Annotated in this window: 19 protein-coding genes; 5 read left to right on the top strand and 14 right to left on the bottom strand. The window is 30.2% G+C overall.

Annotated features, from left to right (window positions below; all coding sequences use genetic code 11):
* Positions 1–111 precede the first annotated feature (111 nt).
* On the bottom strand, positions 112–999 hold the full coding sequence (locus V7R38_RS09935) for an EamA family transporter (protein ID WP_334058657.1): 888 nt from the start codon (positions 997–999) through the stop codon (positions 112–114).
* A gap of 109 nt (positions 1,000–1,108) precedes the next feature.
* Here V7R38_RS09935 and V7R38_RS09940 point away from each other — a divergent pair, with 109 nt between their 5' ends.
* From V7R38_RS09940 to V7R38_RS09955, 4 genes are all read left to right on the top strand, one after another.
* Positions 1,109–1,909, top strand: a complete 801-nt coding sequence (locus V7R38_RS09940; protein WP_334058036.1) for a LytTR family DNA-binding domain-containing protein — start codon at positions 1,109–1,111, stop codon at positions 1,907–1,909.
* Between the two features lie 93 nt (positions 1,910–2,002).
* Entirely contained in the window at positions 2,003–2,950 is a 948-nt protein-coding gene (locus V7R38_RS09945) for a hypothetical protein (protein ID WP_334058037.1), read from the top strand.
* Positions 2,951–3,175: 225 nt separating this feature from the next.
* Positions 3,176–3,331 (top strand): YqaE/Pmp3 family membrane protein, encoded by a 156-nt coding sequence (locus V7R38_RS09950; RefSeq protein ID WP_015480186.1) that lies wholly within the window; start codon positions 3,176–3,178, stop codon positions 3,329–3,331.
* 8 nt (positions 3,332–3,339) lie between these two features.
* Positions 3,340–3,615: a hypothetical protein gene (locus tag V7R38_RS09955; RefSeq protein ID WP_334058039.1), complete on the top strand. Its 276-nt coding sequence runs from the start codon at positions 3,340–3,342 to the stop codon at positions 3,613–3,615.
* Between the two features lie 38 nt (positions 3,616–3,653).
* On the opposite strand, the gene hisIE is transcribed toward V7R38_RS09955, so the two are convergent.
* The 10 genes from hisIE to V7R38_RS10005 form a co-directional block, all read right to left on the bottom strand.
* Positions 3,654–4,253, bottom strand: coding sequence for a bifunctional phosphoribosyl-AMP cyclohydrolase/phosphoribosyl-ATP diphosphatase HisIE (gene hisIE, locus V7R38_RS09960; RefSeq protein WP_334058041.1), 600 nt, complete (start codon positions 4,251–4,253; stop codon positions 3,654–3,656).
* A gap of 17 nt (positions 4,254–4,270) precedes the next feature.
* Positions 4,271–5,026 (bottom strand): imidazole glycerol phosphate synthase subunit HisF, encoded by a 756-nt coding sequence (gene hisF, locus V7R38_RS09965; RefSeq protein ID WP_334058658.1) that lies wholly within the window; start codon positions 5,024–5,026, stop codon positions 4,271–4,273.
* Positions 5,027–5,090: 64 nt separating this feature from the next.
* On the bottom strand, positions 5,091–5,828 hold the full coding sequence (gene hisA / locus V7R38_RS09970; protein ID WP_334058043.1) for a 1-(5-phosphoribosyl)-5-[(5-phosphoribosylamino)methylideneamino]imidazole-4-carboxamide isomerase: 738 nt from the start codon (positions 5,826–5,828) through the stop codon (positions 5,091–5,093).
* A gap of 1 nt (position 5,829) precedes the next feature.
* The gene (gene hisH / locus V7R38_RS09975; RefSeq protein WP_334058045.1) at positions 5,830–6,411 is read right to left on the bottom strand and encodes an imidazole glycerol phosphate synthase subunit HisH; all 582 of its coding nucleotides are present in this window, start codon (positions 6,409–6,411) and stop codon (positions 5,830–5,832) included.
* A gap of 60 nt (positions 6,412–6,471) precedes the next feature.
* Entirely contained in the window at positions 6,472–7,611 is a 1,140-nt protein-coding gene (gene hisB, locus V7R38_RS09980; RefSeq protein WP_334058047.1) for a bifunctional histidinol-phosphatase/imidazoleglycerol-phosphate dehydratase HisB, read from the bottom strand.
* Positions 7,604–8,650 (bottom strand): histidinol-phosphate transaminase, encoded by a 1,047-nt coding sequence (gene hisC, locus V7R38_RS09985; protein ID WP_334058049.1) that lies wholly within the window; start codon positions 8,648–8,650, stop codon positions 7,604–7,606. The genes hisB and hisC overlap by 8 nt, the downstream gene beginning before the upstream one ends.
* Complete coding sequence (gene hisD / locus V7R38_RS09990) at positions 8,650–9,933, bottom strand: histidinol dehydrogenase (RefSeq protein WP_334058051.1); 1,284 nt, start codon at positions 9,931–9,933, stop codon at positions 8,650–8,652. Before hisD ends, hisC begins: the two co-directional genes overlap by 1 nt.
* Positions 9,934–9,943: 10 nt before the next feature.
* Positions 9,944–10,801 carry an ATP phosphoribosyltransferase gene (hisG, locus tag V7R38_RS09995; RefSeq protein WP_334058053.1) on the bottom strand — a complete coding sequence of 286 codons (858 nt, stop codon included), beginning with the start codon at positions 10,799–10,801 and terminating at the stop codon, positions 9,944–9,946.
* A gap of 244 nt (positions 10,802–11,045) precedes the next feature.
* The gene (locus V7R38_RS10000) at positions 11,046–11,375 is read right to left on the bottom strand and encodes a hypothetical protein (RefSeq protein ID WP_334058055.1); all 330 of its coding nucleotides are present in this window, start codon (positions 11,373–11,375) and stop codon (positions 11,046–11,048) included.
* Between the two features lie 9 nt (positions 11,376–11,384).
* The gene (locus V7R38_RS10005; protein WP_334058056.1) at positions 11,385–12,710 is read right to left on the bottom strand and encodes a dicarboxylate/amino acid:cation symporter; all 1,326 of its coding nucleotides are present in this window, start codon (positions 12,708–12,710) and stop codon (positions 11,385–11,387) included.
* A gap of 117 nt (positions 12,711–12,827) precedes the next feature.
* Here V7R38_RS10005 and V7R38_RS10010 point away from each other — a divergent pair, with 117 nt between their 5' ends.
* Positions 12,828–13,463, top strand: coding sequence for a DUF937 domain-containing protein (locus V7R38_RS10010; protein WP_334058059.1), 636 nt, complete (start codon positions 12,828–12,830; stop codon positions 13,461–13,463).
* A gap of 56 nt (positions 13,464–13,519) precedes the next feature.
* Here the strand turns inward: V7R38_RS10010 and bshA are convergent, their stop codons facing one another.
* From bshA to V7R38_RS10025, 3 genes are all read right to left on the bottom strand, one after another.
* On the bottom strand, positions 13,520–14,653 hold the full coding sequence (gene bshA, locus V7R38_RS10015) for an N-acetyl-alpha-D-glucosaminyl L-malate synthase BshA (RefSeq protein ID WP_334058061.1): 1,134 nt from the start codon (positions 14,651–14,653) through the stop codon (positions 13,520–13,522).
* 184 nt (positions 14,654–14,837) lie between these two features.
* Complete coding sequence (locus tag V7R38_RS10020) at positions 14,838–15,683, bottom strand: transketolase (protein WP_334058063.1); 846 nt, start codon at positions 15,681–15,683, stop codon at positions 14,838–14,840.
* A gap of 97 nt (positions 15,684–15,780) precedes the next feature.
* A complete protein-coding gene (locus V7R38_RS10025; protein ID WP_438825601.1) occupies positions 15,781–16,965 on the bottom strand; it encodes an asparagine synthetase B in 1,185 nt (394 codons plus the stop codon).
* Positions 16,966–17,072 lie beyond the last annotated feature (107 nt).

The following is a 17,072-nucleotide window of genomic DNA, read 5'->3' on the forward strand; positions in this document are numbered from 1 at the left end:
TGTATTAATGTTGTGGTATAATTAGATTTTTGATTTTAAATAATATTTATTAGAAATATTCAAATCTAATTTTAAGTCTTATTCAAGTAAAAAACACTATAAATAAGTGATTTACTTTCTTTTTCTTGAAGTAATAAAATAAACACCCGTAAGTAAAATACAAGATGCAACAATCGATTGTGCACTAAGTTTTTCGTCTAAAAAATACCAACCCATAAAAAGTGCAATTACAGGATTTACGTATGCAGAAGTAGATACTTTTTCGGGGCTCACTTTTTTTAATAAATAATTAAAGGCCGTAAATGCGATAATTCCTCCGAAAACCACTAATAAAGACATTGCTATTTTAACTTCTACACTCCAATTAATAGGTGAAATCCAAGTTTCATTAAAACCAAGACTCATTAAAACCAAACAAACACCTGCCACCAACATTTGATAACCAGTAGTTACTAAAAAGCTTTTGGGCAAATCTGCTTTAGAAACAAAAACACTACCATAACTCCAGCTTAAAACACACGTTAGCATCATAAAAATACCTAACAAAGTATCTTCTGAGGTCACCAATTCTTTTTGACTAACCAAAAGATACATTCCAAACATGCCCAAAATAACTCCAATAATAGATTTCTTTTGAAAAGGTTTTCTGTCCATCAATCTTAACAAAAACAATACAAATAGAGGTTGAGTAGATGCTATTAAAGCACCAAAGCCACTATCTACATATCTTAATGCCCAAACAAAAACTCCATTACCATACACCAGAAAGAAAAAAGATGCTATTGCAGAATTTAGAATTTGCTTTTTTGATATTTTTAAAGGATGCTTTAAAATTAAAGCCATGATAATCATTAAAATTCCTGCTACAAAAAAACGAATAGAAGCTAAAAAGAATGGTGGTAATTCTGTAACTGCTATTTTATTGAATAAATAAGTAGAGCCCCAAATAACATAAATGGAGATGAATGAAAGTATGATTAAAACCTTAGAATTTTTCAGTTTCTCTTAATTTAGATGTCAAAAATACTACTAAAAAAGTTCTAAAAGATTAATAAAGCAGAATGTTTATATTTAGTTATATTTGATTAGCTATTGACCTTAAAAAAACGTGTTGTTACATCAAAAATATCCTTTTGACTCTTCTTTAAAGCATCACTTTATTATTGCTTTAGGTTTAGCTTTATGGATTTTTATATTCTTATACTTTACAGAACCTTTAGATGTTAACGAATTTGGAAATACAGAAAAACTGATTTATTTGCCTTTGTATGGATTGTTAGGCGCAACCTGTTATTCTCTGTTCTTGCCTATTCAGCGTTATTTATATTACAAAAATGATAAAAATTGGTATGTAAAAACAGAACTTTTATTTCTAATCATTTTTGTTTTTGTAGCAATTATAGCAGCAAGACTTTTTTATTTATACGTTGTTCAACCTGACAGAAATCCTTATTCTTTACAATATCATTTAACTGGAATTATACTACCTGCTCTAGCAACCATTTTGCCTATTATTATTTTTGGAAGATTTGCATTTGGAAAATATAAAAACAAGCAAACTGAAGCAAAAAAGATAGAGATTAATGGAGAAGGCAATTATGAAGGCTTACGCTTATTTTTTAATGATATTGTTTGTATTAAATCTTCAGACAATTATGTAGAAGTTTTTTACAAATCTAATGGAGATATTAAAAAGAGTCTAATTAGAAATAAATTATCTGCAGTTGCTGATGAGTTTCCTTCGCTTTTAAGAACACATCGTTCTTATTTGATTAATCCTTTTCATTTTTTACAATGGAAAACAGAAAAAAGTAAATTGTTTGTATTGTTATTTCACCACATAGAAGTGCCAGTCTCTAGAACCTATCAAAATGATGTAAAAGCGATTTTGAATTCTACCACAGAATAGCTGTATTTCACCCCAATCGCCTTTATTTATTGAGTTTTCGCTTGATTACTTTCTAGTTTTGTATCAGAAAGTTTAATCATTAAAAACATCATTATGAAATCTAGAATCACTCTTTTTACTTTATTATTAGTATCTATTTTTAATTTAGTTGCACAAGAAAATCAAAAAGAAGTTGTAATTATTGGTACAATGCACACAGTGCCAAAAATTGTAAAACATAGCTACAAACCTATGTTACGTTTTGCAAAAAAATACAATCCTGAAGCAATTTTTGTAGAATCACCAATGCCAAATGATAGTATTTCTTGGAACTATCTTAAAAATGGTTGGTCTAAAAACTATAAAGAGTTTTATAAAATGTCTGAAGAAATGAAATCCAATTTTAAGTTTGAAGTTAATAAATTTGAAACACTTTCAGCCAAAAAATTTGAAGCACTAACATCAACAGAAATTGATTACTTAATCAAATCTTATATCTACAAAAGAGATAATGGTAATTATGAATTGATGACCTATATTAAAAATTATGGTATGCAAGGTGCTAAAAAACCTACTAGACATGAAGATGGAGATTTAACTTACAAACTGGCCATACACCAAAACCTTAAGGTTACAAATATGGATGATCAACAAACAAATGGAATTTATCATAAGGCTTGGAATAAATGTGCTAGAGAAGGAAGTGAAAATGGAAATAATGCAGCCAATTCTAAATTGTATAAAAAAGATTACAATTCAGCAATTTTACCAGCTGTGTTTAGAAAGCTAGGTAAACATACCAATAATAGAAAATCTTTAAATAGATTGCATACAATGAGTTCTTTTAGCTATGTGGTAGAAGATACAGCAGGATGCAAAGAAGGAAGAAAATATTGGAATGAAAGAAATATGCGAATGGCAAATAATATTGGTAATCAAATTGAGAATTCAGATAAATACAAAAACTTAGTTGTTGTTGGTGCAGCTCATGTTATAGGATTAGAGAAGGAACTTAAAACAAGATTTCCGAATTTGAAAGTTATTCTAATGAACGAGTATTAAACTTTCTATTTTACTTCTAATTGGAAAACGCTCACACTTTTGTGAGCGTTTATTCTATTTGAAAAATACAATAATTAAATGATTACTTTAATCCTTATGCTTAAACAACTACATTTCAATAGATTATAAATCATGTTTTTAAAAGAGTTAAGATTAAAATCTTTTAAGACAAAACCAACGTTGCTTGTTGTTTAATTTTGTATCAGAAACTAAAAAACAAACAATATGTCAATTTTAACAATTTTAATAAGCATTTTATTACCACCATTAGCCGTATTTTTAAATAAAGGTCTAGGTAAAGATTTTTTGATTAATTTATTATTAACCATTTTAGGTTGGTTACCAGGAGTAATACATGCATTCTATGTAAACAGTAAATAAAAAATATTATGAAAGAGAAAGAAATAGATTACAATTCAGAAATTACAAAAGATGATTTACAAGCTTTAGGTGATAAAGCAGGTAATTTGAGAAATGATAATGGTGATGATGAATTGCTCAAAAACAAAGTAAACGAACCAGATTTTATAGGAAAAGAATTAGATGTACCTGGTAGAAAAACACCAAAATCAACTTCTAAAAAATCTCTAAAAGATGAAGAGAATCAATTGTATAGCTTAGGAAGTGATGACAATGAAAATTTAGAGATTGATACTATAAACTAATTACAATAAAAAAAAGCCTCACAATTGTGAGGCTTTTTTTATTTCTGTCTTTTTATTAATTCGGCTTCAATATCTTTTAAAGTAAAGCCTTTAGCTTGCAGTAACATTAAATAATGAAAAAGTAAATCTGCAGATTCGTATAAAAACAACTCATCGTTGTTATCCATAGCTTCAATTACTGTTTCTACAGCCTCCTCTCCTACTTTTTGAGCAATTTTATTAATTCCTTTATCAAATAAGCTAGCTACATAAGATTTCTTAGTTTCTTTATTTGCAACTCTCTCACTAATTACGTTTTCTAAAGTCGATAAAAAGCCGAAATTAGATGTGTTTTCCTCATTCCAACAGGTATCTGAACCTTTATGACAAGTTGGTCCTTTAGGATTTACCTGAATAAGTAATGAATCATTATCACAATCATTCTTAATATCAACCAAGTGTAAAACATTTCCACTTTCCTCACCTTTAGTCCATAATCTATTTTTAGATCTGGAAAAAAAAGTAACCTTATTGGTTTTTAAGGTTTTATTGTAAGCTTCCTGATTCATATACCCCAACATCAAAACATTTTTTGTTGTAGCATCTTGTATGATTGCTGGCACTAACCCATCATTATTTTTATTAAAATCTATTGTCATCAGTTTTAAATTGGTATTTATAATCGAATTGGAATATTATTTTCTTTTAATTCTTGTTTTAAATCTGGAATAGGAATTTCACCAAAATGAAACACACTTGCAGCTAATGCAGCATCAGATTTACCATCTACAAAAGTATCAATAAAATGCTGTACAGAACCTGCACCTCCAGAGGCTATAATTGGTATATTTAATTCAGTTGATAATTTTGCTAAAGCTTCGTTTGCAAAACCTGCTTTAGTGCCATCATTATTCATGGATGTAAACAAAATTTCTCCTGCTCCTCGTTTTTCAACTTCCTTAGCCCATTCAAAAAGATTGATATCTGTAGGAATTGTACCTCCAGCCAAATGAACCAGCCATTCACCATCAACTTGCTTTGCATCTATGGCAACAACCACACATTGACTACCAAATTTTTCTGATAATTCATTGATTAAATCTGGTCTTTTTACTGCAGATGAATTTATAGAAACCTTGTCTGCACCACATTTTAATAGCGCATTTACATGATCTACAGAAGAAATTCCACCACCAACAGTAAACGGAATATTAACTTGTTCTGCTACTTTTAAAACCATATCTAGAGTTGTGCCTCTATTTTCTAATGTGGCAGCTATATCTAGAAAAACAAGTTCGTCTGCACCTAAATCTGCATACTGTTTTGCCAATACTACTGGGTCTCCTGCATCAATTAAATTCACGAAATTCACACCTTTTACAGTTCGTCCGTCTTTAATATCTAAACAAGGAATAATTCTTTTTGTTAACATTATGATAGCTTTTGCCATTTGGCTTTTAACTTTTAGCAAAGTGCTAAACGCTAATAGCTTAAGGCTATTTATTAAGGATAAATTGTTCTAATTGTTTTAAACTGATTTTATTCTCATAAATGGCTTTGCCTATAATAACACCTTCACAACCATTCTCGGCTAATTTTGGAATTTCTTCAAAAGTAGAAATACCACCAGAAGCAATTAGTTTTAAAGGATTTACAGAAGCCAACAACTCTGAATAAACATCGAAACTCGGGCCTTGCAACATACCATCTTTAGAAATATCTGTGCAAATAACATATTGAATTCCTTTTTTCTGGTAATCAGCCACAAAAGGAATTAAAGCCAAACTACTTTCTTCTTGCCAACCATTGGTTGCAATTTTTCCTCCTGAAGTATCAGGATAAAAATCTGCACCTAATATTATTTTCTCTGCACCATATTTAGAAATCCAATTTTCAAAAATAGCCGGATTTTTAGCAGCAATGCTACCACCTGTAATTTGGTTTGCACCAGAATTAAAAGCAATTTCTAAATCTTTATCAGACTTTAAACCACCACCAAAATCTATTTTTAAATTGGTTTTTGTTGCAATCTGTTCTAGTACTTTATAATTGATGATTTCACTTGCTTTTGCGCCATCTAAATCTACCACATGTAAATACTTTATACCAGAATCTTCAAATTCTTTGGCGATCTCAATTGGATTCTCATTATATATTTTTTTGGTGTTGTAATCGCCCTTTGTTAAACGAACACATTTACCATCTATAATATCTATTGCTGGAATTATTCTCATTTTATAATTCTAAGAAGTTCTTTAATATTTGTTCACCTGCTTTTGATGATTTCTCTGGATGAAATTGTACCCCGTAAAAATTATCCTTTTGTAATGCAGATGCATATTCTATTTCATAATCTGTGGTAGCTATAGCTTCCTTACAATTTTCTGCATAAAAACTGTGTACCAAATACATGAATTCTTTTTCTTTTATGCCTTTAAATAAGTTAGATTTTAAACTGTAAATCACATTCCAACCCATTTGAGGTACTTTCACATTTTTAGAAAACTTCTTAATAGCTACATCAAAAATTGCTAAACCTTTGGTATTGCCTTCTTCAGATGAATTACACATTAATTGCATACCCAAACAAATACCCAAAACAGGTTGTATTAAAGTAGGTATAACCTTATCTAAACCACTTTCCATTAACATTTGCATTGCTGAACTTGCTTCACCTACACCAGGAAAAATCACTTTATCTGCAGCTTTAATTTCTTCAATATTATTTGATAAAACAGCTTCTACACCTAACCTTTTAAAAGCAAATTGAATGCTTTTAATGTTTCCTGCACCATAATCAATAATTACTAATTTCATTTAATCTCTTTTTGCTATTGGCTTTTAGCTATTGGCGAACAGCTAAAAGCTAACGGCTTTTTATAACATTCCTTTTGTAGAGGGCAAAAACATTTTATTAGCATCTCTTTTTACTGCCATTTTCATCGCTTTTGCTAAAGCCTTAAAAATACCTTCTATTTTGTGGTGTTCATTTACACCTTCTGCTTTAATATTTAAATTGCACTTAGCACCATCTGTGAATGATTTAAACAAGTGATAAAACATTTCTGTTGGCATGTCACCAATCATTTCTCGTTTAAATTCTGCATCCCATTCCAACCAATTTCTACCTCCAAAATCTACAGCAACTTGTGCTAAACAATCATCCATAGGTAAACAAAAACCATATCTTTCAATACCTAATTTATTGCCTAGAGCTTTGTTGAACAACTCTCCAAAAGCAATCATAGTATCTTCTATTGTGTGGTGTTCATCTACTTCTAAATCTCCATCAACTTTAATGGTTAAATCCATATTTCCATGTCTACCAATTTGATCTAACATGTGATCGAAAAATTTTAAACCAGTATCGATATCATTTTTACCTGAACCATCTAAATTTAGTTTGATATAAATTTTAGTTTCATTGGTATTTCTAGTGATTTCTGCAACACGATCTTGCAATTTTAAAAATTCATAAATTTTTGCCCAATCTGTGCTTGTTAAGGCAATTGCATCTATAATTTCTTTTTTCGAACTTTCAATTTCATCTGCACCTAAATCTGGGTTCTCTGATAAATAAATACCTTTTGCTCCTAAATTCTTTGCTAGTTCCATATCTGTAATTCTATCACCTAAAACAAAGGAATTTTCTAAATCATATTCTTCTGAAAAATATTTGGTTAACAAACCTGTTCTGGGTTTGCGAGTTTCCGCATTTTCATGAGGAAAAGTTTTATCAATACAAACTTCAGAAAACACAACTCCCTCTTTCTCAAATGCTGAGATAATTTTATTCTGAGCAGGCCAAAATGTATCTTCAGGAAATGATGTTGTACCCAAACCATCTTGATTGGTAACCATTACCAATTCAAAATCTAGCTCATTGGCTATTTTAGCCATATATTGAAATACCCTTGGATAATATTCTAATTTTTCTAAACTATCTAATTGATAATCTACAGGTGGTTCTAATACTAAAGTTCCATCTCTATCTATAAAAAGTACTTTTTTAGCCATTTTGTAATTCTTTTAAAGCTTTCAATAATCTTATGTTTTCTTCCTCAGTTCCAACTGTAAATCTTAAACAATTTTCGCATAAAGGTTGGGTAGTTCTATTTCTAACTACAATGCTCAAATTTATTAATTGATTATATCTTTTTGTGGCATCATCTACCTTTACTAAAACAAAATTACAATCTGAAGGATAAATTTTATCTACATAATTTATTAGCTCTAAAGACTGTATTAGTTTTTCTCTTTCAATTTTAATTGCTTTAATTTCTGCAGCTACTTCATCCTTATTATTTAAACGTTCGTAAGCTCTTTGTTGCGTAAGTTCATTAACGTTATAAGGTGGTTTTATTGAATTTAAAACAGCAATAATTTCTTTAGATGCATAACAAACTCCTAAACGAATACCTGCTAAACCATAAGCTTTAGAAAGTGTTTGAGTAATTATTAAGTTTGGAAATTCTTCTAAACGATTTAACCAACTTTGTTGATCTGAAAAATCAATATATGCCTCATCTACAACCACTAAACCTTTAAATTTGTTCAGTAATTCTTCTACATTTTCTGTTGTAAAGCTATTTCCTGAAGGATTATTTGGTGAACATAAAAACAAAATTTTACTATGTTCATTAGCAACTTCTAAAATCTGTTGAACCTTAGGTTGAAAATCTGATGACAATAGCACTTCTGTATTTGTAATTGAGTTGATATTTGCCAAAACACTATACATACCATAAGTTGGTGGTAATGTGATGATATTATCCTGATTTGGTTCACAAAAGGCTCTGAATATTAGATCTAAAACTTCATCACTTCCATTACCTAATAGAATATTTTCTTTACCAACATTTTTAATAGTTGACAAAACTTCTTTTACATCATTTTGTTGAGGATCAGGATAACGATTTACACCATTCTCGAAAGGATTTTCATTAGCATCTAAGAAAATCATACTTTCTGAAGTAGCATCTTTATATTCATCTCTAGCTGATGAATAAGGTTTAATATTTTTAATATTATCTCTAACTAAATCTAAAACATTCATTATTGCAAATCTTTTAAACGAAGTGTAACCGCATTTTTGTGTGCATCTAAACCTTCTGCTGCAGCCATAATTTCTATAGCATTACCAATATTTAAAATTCCTTCTTTAGATATTTCTTGAAACGTAATACTTTTCATAAAGCTATCTAGGTTAACACCTGAATAGGCTTTAGAAAATCCGTTTGTTGGTAATGTATGGTTTGTTCCTGAAGCATAATCTCCTGCACTTTCTGGAGTATAATTACCAATAAAAACAGAACCAGCATTTGCTATGTTATCTATATAATAATCATTGTCTTTAGTACAAACTATAAAGTGTTCTGGACCATAGTCATTTATTAAATTTAATGCTATTTCATCATTATCAACCAAAATAGATTTTGAATTTGCAACGGCCATTTTAGCGATTTCTTTTCTAGACAATTGTTCAATTTGGGTATTTAATTCAATTTCAACATCATCAATCAATTGTTGAGAAGTTGACACCAGGATGACTTGAGAATCTACTCCATGTTCTGCTTGGCTTAATAAATCTGAAGCTACATAACTTGCTTTAGCTGCATCATCTGCAACTACTAACAATTCACTAGGACCTGCAGGCATATCTATGGCAACACCAAATTTTGTAGCCAATTGTTTAGCAACTGTTACGTATTGATTTCCTGGTCCAAAAATTTTATAAACTTGTGGAATATTTGCAGTACCAAAAGTCAAACCAGCTATGGCTTGTATACCTCCAACTTTAATTATTTGAGTTACACCACATAAATTAGCGGTATATAATATGGCTGGATTGATCTCACCTTCTGAATTTGGTGGTGAGCATAAGACAATTTCTTTGCAACCTGCAATTTGAGCAGGGATTGCTAACATTAACACTGTAGAAAAAAGAGGAGCTGTGCCTCCTGGAATGTATAAACCTACTTTTTGGATAGGTCTTTTTTCTTGCCAACATTTTACACCATCAGCAGTTTCTACAGCCACCTTACTTGTTTTCTGTGCCTCGTGAAACTTACTAATATTATTATATGCAGTATTAATAGCTGTTTTTAAACTTTCAGAAACATTGTTTGCTGCATTTTTTACTTCTTCTTCAGAAACCAAATTAGAGGCTAACTGAATTTGATCAAACTGTTTGGTATATTTATTAACAGCATCATCTCCTGTTTCTTGAACTTCTTTAAAAATTTTAGAAACTGAAGCTTCAATATCATCTACAGTTTTTGTTGGTCTTTCTAATATTTTAGACCAAGTTTCTTTTTTAGGATTTAAAATAACCTTCATTGTAAAAATATTAAAGTACCATTTTTTCTATTGGACATACCAAAATGCCTTCTGCACCATTGGCTTTCAACTCATCTATCATCTCCCAAAAATCATTCTTGCTGATTACAGTGTGAACTGAACTCCAACCTTCTTCTGCTAATGGCAATACAGTTGGACTTCTCATACCTGGTAATAAATCTAAAATTTTATCCAATTTATTATTAGGTGCATTTAAAAGTACATACTTAGAGTTTCTTGCTTTTAAAACAGACTGAATTCGAAATTGTATTTTCTCCAAAATTTGTTTTCTTTCTTCATCTATTTGAGGAGAGACTGCTAAAACAGCTTCAGATTTTAATAGTACTTCAATTTCCTTTAGTCCGTTTTTAAATAATGTACTACCACTTGAAACAATATCACAAATACCATCTGCAAGCCCTATATTTGGCGCAATTTCTACAGAACCGTTAATGATGTGCAATTGAGCATCTATATTTTGTTTTTTCAAAAACTGTTTTACAGTTTCTGGATAAGAAGTTGCTATTCTTTTGCCTTCTAAATCTTTTAAAGAATTTGCTTTAGAATCTTTTGGAACTGCAATTGATACTTTACATTTAGAAAAACCTAAACGTTCTACAAAATCTAAATCGCTCCCTTTTTCAATTAAAACATTCTCGCCAATAATGGCTGCATCTACTACTCCATCTCTTAAATATTGAGGAATATCACCATTTCTTAAATAAAATACTTCTACAGGAAAATCTCTAGCAGCTGCTTTTAACTGATCTTTACCATTGTCTATAGAAATACCAATGTCTTTTAAGATTCTCATTGAATCTTCATTTAATCTTCCTGATTTTTGTACTGCAATTCTTAAATAACTCATTTTTAAATTTTAATTAAAATTGGTTTGAGCAAATTCGGTTTAAAAATAAAAACCTGTTTGATTTGCTCAAACAGGTTTATAAATATCTTGAATTTATTCAATACATTTTTAAATCGCTTGAGAGCAATTGTAAAAATGATGATGATGATTTTGAATAAATGTCATGTCTTGTTTTGTTGTTACAAATATCTTACTTTTATTTTAATTATACCAAAAACTAAAGCTGAAAATTTTTGTTAAATAATTAATCTATAATTTTTTTAAGCAGTGCAAAAATCTTCTTTTCTATAGCATCTACTGTACCATCAGCAAAAAATACATTTTTAATATCTTTAATTAAAGCTTCTTTTTCTGACTGTGAAAAATCATTTTCTGATAAATATTGTTGAATTTTATTCAAATTTGTTTCTTCAGAATCGATAACAACTTCTGTATGAATTTTGTTATACAGATTTTCATCAACCCTACTTAAAATGTATTCCTGCTCTTCTTGAGATTCAAAATGATTGCAATGAGCTGCGAAAAGAAGTACATAAACTTCGAATTCCTTTTTACTCCAATTTAAGGTATTCATCACTTTCAGTTATTTAACAGCATCATAATTGTCATCCCAATTTTTAGGTTTAGGATCATTCAATTTACCTAAAGATTTTGCAACAATCATAGAAACAGTAGCATCACCAGTAACGTTTACGGTAGTTCTGCACATGTCTAAAGGTCTATCAACTGCAAAAATTAAGGCTAAACCAATTGGCAATAATTCAGCTGGAAAATTAATAGATTCTAATACAATTACTAACATAACCATACCTGCACTTGGCACAGCTGCTGAACCAATAGAGGCTAATAATGCTGTAGCAACAATAATTAATTGATTTGAAAAAGATAAACCTTCTGGCCAAACTACTTGCATAATAAATACGGCTGCAATCGCTTGGTATAAACTTGTTCCATCCATATTAATAGTTGCACCAACAGGAAGCACAAAACCAGAAACTTCTTTATCTACACCTATATGCTCTTCAACTCTTTCCATAGTTACAGGCAATGTGGCTGCACTTGAACTTGTTGAAAACGCTAATAATTGTGCTGGACTAATTTGTTTTAAAAACCAAACTGGTGATTTTTTTGTGTAAACACTTACTAATAAAAGATAGAAACCTATCATTAATAATAAACCACCCACAACACATAGTGCATAGACTAAAAGTTTTAGTAAAATTTCTGTATCATCAAAAGCAATTATAACGTTTGCCAATAATGCAAAAACTGCATAAGGTGCAAATAACATGATTAAATCTACCATTTTCATTACAACTTCATTTAATGAATCAAAAAAGTCCATTAATGGTTTTGCTTTTTTCTCTGGAATTAACAATAATGAAATACCCACGAATAATGCAAAAAATATTATTTGCAACATGCTTGCATTACCTAAAGCATTAAAAATGTTGCTTGGAAATATATCTACAAGAGCTTGTAATGGCCCTGCATCGTTTTGAGCAGAAGCTTTGGTTAATTTATCTACAACTCCAGAAGAAGTTTCGTATTTCGCTTTAATTTTTTCTATGGTATCTGCAGACATTCCTGTACCTGGCTTAACTAAATTTACGATACCTAACCCTATTACAATAGCAACTAAAGTAGTCATCATATAAATAATCATAGTTCTAAGACCCATTTTTTTAATCTTAGAAATATCTTTTAAATCTGATATACCTTTTATTAATGATGCTAAAATTAAAGGAACAGCAATTAACTTTAAAAGATTGATAAATATGGTTCCAAATGGTTTAATCCAATCCGTCACAAAACCTTTACCACCATCTATAGAATTCATAATAAAACCAAAAAGAATTCCAAGAACCATTCCTATTAAAATCTTCCAATGTAATGCTAATTTCTTCATCTATCTATTTAAAATTATTTAAGGCTGAAAGATAGAAAATTATTTAAAAACATGAGGGTATTTCTTTGTATATTGTGTTTTTAAAACCGAATATCAATCATAAAAATTACACATAAAATGTCAGGAATATTAGATTTATTAAATAGTGATTTAGGAAAATCAATTGTAAATGGGGTTGCAGGTTCTACAGGAACAGATACTAGTAAAACTAGCTCAGTATTAACTATGGCAATGCCAGTTTTAATGAAGGCTATGGAAAGAAATGCCTCTACTCCAGAAGGAGCAGAAGGTTTAATGGGTGCTTTATCTAACAAACATGATGGAAGTATCTTGGATAATTTAGGTGGCCTATTTGGTGGTGGAGTTGATAGCAGCGTAAAGAAGGATGGTGCTGGAATTTTAGGTCATATTTTAGGAGCTAAACAACAAGGTGTAGAACAAGTTATAAGTCAGAAAGCTGGTTTGGATGCTAGTTCTGTTAGCGAAATTTTAAAAATTGCTGCACCTATATTAATGGGTTATTTAGGAAAACAAAAAAACGCCAACAACGCAAGTTCTGCAAGTGATTTAACTGGTTTACTTGGTGGTTTACTTGGAGGAAGTTCTGCTGATAACAACCAAAGCTTTTTAGAGAAAGTACTAGATGCTGATGGAGATGGAAGTGTTGTAGATGATGTTGCAGGAATGTTTTTAGGAGGAGATAGTAAGAAATCTGGTTTAGGAGGAATGTTAGGTGGAATGTTTGGTAAATAAACAGATTTACAAAAAATAAGAAAGCTCGAAATTTTACATTCGAGCTTTTTTTATGTTTAAACCTTACTCTTATAACAAGATTTATAAATTTCTTCGTAGACTGGTAATATGTTTTCTAAAGAAAACTTTTTAGTGTGTTCTTTTGCATTTCGCTTAAATCGCTCTAAGGTTTCATCATCCTTTAAAATAGATATTGCATTTTTAGCCATATGATTAACATCACCTAAATCACTTAAATAACCAGTTTCTCCATGTATATTAACTTCTGGTAAACCACCTGTATTTGTAGAAATAACAGGAGTTTTTGCAGCCATCGCTTCTAAAGCAGCTAAACCAAAACTTTCAGTTTTAGAGGGCAGTAAAAAAATGTCTGAGTAACACAAAATTTGATCTATTTCAGTACTATTTCCTAAAAAGAAAACTTTCTTTTTTAAACCCAATTCTTTCGTTAAAATTTCTGCTTTTATTCTCTCTGGACCTTCACCTATCATTAATAATTTAGAAGGAATTTCTTTCTGAACTTCATAAAACACCTTAATCACATCTTCTACTCTTTTAACCGGTCTAAAATTACTAATGTGGGTTAGAATTCGTTCATTTGGTTTAGCCAAAGCAATTCGTTTACATTCCTCCTCACCTGCTTTACTATATTTATCTACATCAATAAAATTGTAAACAACCTCAATATTTTTATGAATATTAAAAAGTTGATTCGTAGTGTCTTTTAAATTATTCGATACTGCAGTTACAACATCAGAATTGTTAATACTAAATTCAACTGCTGTTTTATACGTAGGATGACTACCAACTAACGTAATATCTGTACCATGCAAAGTTGTTACAACTCTTATGTGAATGCCTTTTTCTAATAACATTTGCTTTGCCATAAATGCTGCATATGCATGAGGTATAGCATAATGTACATGCAAAACTTCTAAGTTGTACTTTTTAACAACTTCAACCATTTTACTAGACAATGCTAATTCGTAAGGTTGGTATTGAAATAGAGGATATTCTTCTATTAAAACTTGGTGAAAATGTAATTTATGAGATATAAAGTCTAAACGAACTGGCTGATTATAAGTAATAAAATGAACTTCATGCCCTTTATCTGCCAAAGCCATACCTAATTCTGTTGCTACTACTCCACTACCACCAAAGGTAGGATAACAAACAATACCAATTTTCATAAGTTAGTTATAAGTTAAATGAATTTAAATCTTATTGATTTTATCATTATAGTTGTAAAGATAAAAGTTCTCTTACACTTAGGTGTTAAATAAAATCATAAAATATGATGATCATAATCTCTAAAAACAAAAAAAGTTGCACTTGATTCTGTGCAACTCTTTTAAAATATTTATTAAAAATTGTTTAATAATCTCCTAAAGTAACAGGATTTTGATTCAAAGCACTTTCTAATTGCTCATCATTTGGTGCTTTACCATGCCAAGCATGTGTGTGCATCATAAAGTCAACTCCATTACCCATCATTGTTTCTAAAAGAATACAAATTGGTTTTCCTTTACCCGTTAATGATTTTGCTTCAGCTAATCCTGCTAAAATTGCTTCAATGTCATTACCTTCTTTAACTTCTATCACATCCCAACCAAAAGCTTCAAATTTTGCTTTGATGCTTCCCATTGGTAAAACATCATCTGTAGCACCATCAATTTGCTTTCCATTTAAATCGATTGTAGCAATTAAATTATCTACTTTTTTAGCTGATGCATACATAATTGCTTCCCAGTTTTGACCTTCTTGCAATTCTCCATCACCATGTAAAGAGTAAATTAATTTATCATCATTATTTAACTTTTTAGCTTCTGCTGCACCAATTGCAACAGATAACCCTTGACCTAAAGAACCAGAAGCAATTCTAATACCTTCTAGGCCTTCATGAGTTGTAGGATGCCCTTGTAAACGTGAATCTATTAATCTAAATGTATTTAATTCATCTACTGGAAAAAAACCACTGTGAGCCAAAACACTATAATAAACTGGAGAAATATGACCATTTGAAAGGAAAAATAAATCTTCATTTTTACCATCCATAGTAAAGTCTGTGGAGTAATCCATTACTTCTTGATACAAACAAGTAAAAAACTCAGCACAGCCTAAAGAACCTCCTGGATGCCCAGAGTTTACTTTGTGTACCATTCTTAAAATATCTCTACGAACTTGTTGCGTAAAATCTTGTAATTCTTGTGTTGTTGGCATTTTTCTAAAATAATTTTATATGGCAAAAATACAAAAGAGATTTACTTTCTAAAGAAATTATAATTTATTTATTGATGTTTTATTAACAGACAGCATTTTATGTTTTTTGCTTCTTCTTTTTAGCTGCAGGAAACAATACATTATTTAAAATTAATCGATAACCAGGAGATGTTGGGTGTAAATCTAACTCAGTTTTTGGGTCTCCTACTCTATGTGTATAGTCTTCAGGATCATGACCTCCATAAAAAGTAAACATTCCTTTACCCTTAGTACCATGAATATACCTAGCTTCTCTATTTGTTTTATTTTCACCCAAAACCAACACATTCGATTTTACCGTATTTCTATCAAAAGATGTAGTTTGCCCCATAAAACCTTTCACTAAAGTTGTATGATTCTGAGTTAACATTGTTGGTACAGGATCCCATTTTGCAGAGAATTCTATTAAGGAAAAATAATCGGAAGTTTTTGGTATTCTTCGTTTACGAGTCATATCTATAGAAGAAAACTCATATTTAGTTGGACTTCTTTCTAGCTGAAAATTGGTAAAAGCAAACGTTTTATTAAAGTTTATTTTAGATTGAAAGTTTAAGGTTGATGCATCTCCGTCAAACATGGCTTCTGCAATATCTACACCTTCTGCAGATAAAGCAATATCAAAACTATCTGTTGCAGAACACATTGCAAACATAAAACCACCACCAACTACATAATCTCTGATTTTTTTAGCAACTGCCAATTTTTCTTCAGAAACTTTATTGAAACCTAATTCTTTTGCTAGTTTTTCTGCATTTTGTTTTCCTTCAATATACCAAGGTGCAGTTCTAAAAGAGCCATAAAACTTACCATATTGACCTGTGAAATCCTCATGATGTAAATGCAACCATTCGTAAATTAATAATTTATCTTCTAAAACCTCCTTATCATAAATAACATCAAAAGGTATTTCTGCATAAGTTAATACCATAGTTACTGCATCATCCCAAGGCATTTTATCTTTAGGCGAATACACAGCAATTTTAGGAGCTTTTTCTAAAGTAACAGCATCTTGGTTCGAAGAAGGTGATGCAATTTCTTGAAGAATTAATTGTGCTTTTGCATCAGAAATAATTTCGTAAGATACTCCCCGAATTTTGCACTCATTTTCAATAGCTTTATTATTTTCAATTAAAAATGCTCCTCCATCATAATTTAATAACCATTTAGATTTTAATCCAGCTTCTAAACCAAAATATACAATTCCGTAAGCTTTTAAATGATTCTTTTGGTTATCATCATCCATAGGAACATAGATAAACGAAGCCCAAATAGAATTGGAGAGCATTAAAAAAGTGGCAATTAAAATAGCTTTTTTCATATTAAAAACTAAAATACACAATTACTAGAAAG

It is taken from the genome of Polaribacter sp. P097 (assembly GCF_036864555.1).
In the GTDB taxonomy this organism is placed as follows: domain Bacteria; phylum Bacteroidota; class Bacteroidia; order Flavobacteriales; family Flavobacteriaceae; genus Polaribacter.